This is a genomic window from Mesorhizobium sp. M7A.F.Ca.ET.027.03.2.1, from assembly GCF_003999175.1.
Classification (GTDB): domain Bacteria; phylum Pseudomonadota; class Alphaproteobacteria; order Rhizobiales; family Rhizobiaceae; genus Mesorhizobium.
Map to the genome: position 1 here is coordinate 1 of NZ_RZOM01000877.1, position 2,631 is coordinate 2,631.

Sequence of the window (2,631 nt, forward strand, 5' to 3'; positions counted from 1 at the left end):
AACAAACCGAAGCCGCTCATCCATGATGCCAGTCTCTCGCCAAACCATCGCCGGTCCTCCCGGCGGACAAGAAAACTGTCACCCATCTAATCAGTCCATTCTGTTACCTATCTATCCGGTTCGGACAATCGCTCCCTTCTCCCCGTATAGTGACGGGGAGAAAAGCTGTACGTACGCCCGCTTGATGGTGACGTGCGTGGCAAGCGGCGTCGCCACCTGCTCGCTGCAGATATAGCCCAGCTTGAGCATATCGAGGCCGGCGAAAAGGTTCTCGCCCGAGCCGAGCAGCACCGGCGCGACCGCCAGATGCATCTCGTCGATCAGTTTTTCCTGCAGATATTGCCGGATGGTGGCGACGCCCCCGCCAACCCGTACGTCCTTGCCGCCAGCGGCAGCTTTAGCCTGTTCAAGAGCTGAATGGATACCGTCAGTGACGAAGTGGAAAGTCGTGCCGCCCTCTATCGTGATCGGTTCCCGCTTGTGATGGGTGAGCACGAAAACCGGCACATGATAGGGCGGGTTGTCGCCCCACCAGCCCTTCCAGCTGTCGTCAGGCCACTCGCCGCGGATCGGCCCGAACATGTTGCGGCCGAGGATCCAGGCGCCGACATTCTCGAAGCTGCGCGCCGCGAACGCCTCGTTGACGTCGGTGGTGCCGCCATCTTGTCCGAGCACCATCTCGCGGAAGGTGCGGGTGTCGACAAACCACTTGTGCAAGGATTCCCCACCGACGCCGAGAGGATTTTGCAGATCCTGATCGGGACCGGCGCCATAGCCGTCGAGCGACAGGGTGAAAGCGTTGACGCGAAGTTTGGACATGCGAGCCTCCTCGATAACCGATTGTATTTTGCAAGCAGTTTTTTGTAGCAAACTGATTTTGAATTGCAAGCGGTATTTTTAGAGAACTTTGCCGCACCGCACGTGCAGAGCAGAAAGATCCAGCAGTCTCGACGCGAGCAAATGTTCCGTTGCCATGCAAATTGCTTATGACGACAGAAATATCGCGGTTCCTTCCTTGCGACGCGAACAGGATGCAGCCGCAAGTGTCAGCCACAACTATCGGCGCTGCGACGCTTCGAGCATACGTTCGACAGCAAGACGCAGTGGCGGCAGGCTGTCGGTCACCACCGCCCATACTATCGCACCGGAGGTTTTGTGATATTCGTGACGCAAAACGTTGCCTATCCCACGAACTTGTTTCCATGGAATCTCGGAGGCAAGGGCTGCCAAATCATCTGGAATGTGCCGGGCAGCTTCGGAAATGATCTCGATCCCGCGCTCGATGCCATGTCGGAGCAGCCAGTCGCTATTGAAGTCATCCAGCGTCTTGCCCGCGGCGGCAGCAGAGATGCCGTCCAGGGCCTCCATGATTTCGGCTAGAATCGGTTCGATCCGGCGCACTGCCATCAAAATATGCGCACAGCAGATTGTTCGATGTCGGCCTTCAACATGGGATTGAGGCTGTCGCGGGTGGTGATATCGATCTCCGCTGACATCTTCTCCTCAAGAAATTGCTTGATGCCGACCAGATCAATCAGCGAAAAGCGTCTTGCAGGATCATAATCGATGAAGAGGTCGAGATCGCTGTCAGGCCCTGCGTCGCCCCGTAAAGTCGATCCGAACAGATAAAGCGAAGTCGCGCCCATGCCTTTGATGGCATCTGCATTTCTCTGCAACCGCTTTATCACCTCATTCCTGCTCATGAATTCATTCTAGCGGATTGCGTTAAAATTCCAAAGCGACCTAGCGGCCTCCCTTCAGCAGTTCCGCCACTTCGGGCGCGAAATAGGTCAGGATGCCGTCGCACCCGGCGCGCTTGAAGGCGAGCAGCGATTCCAGCATTGCCTTCTCGCCGTCGATCCAGCCATTGGCGCCTGCGGCCTTGATCATCGAATATTCGCCCGACACCTGGTAGGCGAAGGTCGGCATCCGGAACTCGTCCTTCAGCCGCCGGATGATGTCGAGATAGGGCAGGCCGGGCTTGACCATCAGCATGTCGGCGCCCTCGGCGATGTCCTGTTCGGCCTCTCGCACCGCCTCGTCGGAATTGGCATGGTCGATGTAATAGGTCTTCTTGTCGCCCTTGAGCAGACCGGCGGTGCCCACCGCCTCGCGATAGGGACCGTAGAAGGCCGAGGCGAATTTGGTCGCATAGGACATGATCGCCACATCCTGAAAACCATTGGCGTCAAGCGCGTCCCGGATGGCGCCGATGCGGCCGTCCATCATGTCGGATGGCGCGATGATGTCGGCACCGGCGGCCGCCTGGATGACAGCAGCGGCGGTCACCTGTTCCACCGTCTCATCGTTGACGATGATGCCGTCGCGCAGGATGCCGTCATGGCCGTGGCTGGTGAATGGGTCGAGCGCGGCGTCGGTGATGATGCCGATCTGCGGCACCGCATCCTTGATCGCACGGGTGGCGCGGTTGATGACATTGTCGGGATCGAGGATATGCGAGCCGGTCTGGTCGCGCAGCGAGATGTCCACATTGGGGAAGGTGGCGAGTGCCGGAATGCCGAGTTTCGCCGCGCGCTCGGCCTCCTTGACGGCGAGATCGATGGACAGGCGGAAGACGCCGGGCATGGCGGCGATCGGCTCGCGGACACCCTTGCCCTCGACGACGAAGAT

Annotated in this window: 4 protein-coding genes; all 4 read right to left on the reverse strand. The window is 59.0% G+C overall.

Features of this window, described 5'->3' with window-relative positions:
- Positions 1 to 111: 111 nt before the first annotated feature.
- The gene (locus tag EN750_RS28300) at positions 112 to 819 is read right to left on the reverse strand and encodes a dihydrofolate reductase family protein (RefSeq protein ID WP_245482835.1); all 708 of its coding nucleotides are present in this window, start codon (positions 817 to 819) and stop codon (positions 112 to 114) included.
- A 237-nt stretch (positions 820 to 1,056) separates the two neighbouring features.
- A complete protein-coding gene (locus EN750_RS28305; protein ID WP_127398703.1) occupies positions 1,057 to 1,407 on the reverse strand; it encodes a HepT-like ribonuclease domain-containing protein in 351 nt (116 codons plus the stop codon).
- Entirely contained in the window at positions 1,407 to 1,703 is a 297-nt protein-coding gene (locus EN750_RS28310; protein WP_127398705.1) for a nucleotidyltransferase domain-containing protein, read from the reverse strand. Before EN750_RS28310 ends, EN750_RS28305 begins: the two co-directional genes overlap by 1 nt.
- 40 nt (positions 1,704 to 1,743) lie before the next feature.
- Positions 1,744 to 2,631: porphobilinogen synthase (hemB, locus tag EN750_RS28315; RefSeq protein WP_127398707.1), on the reverse strand; the 888-nt coding region annotated here is incomplete at its 5' end.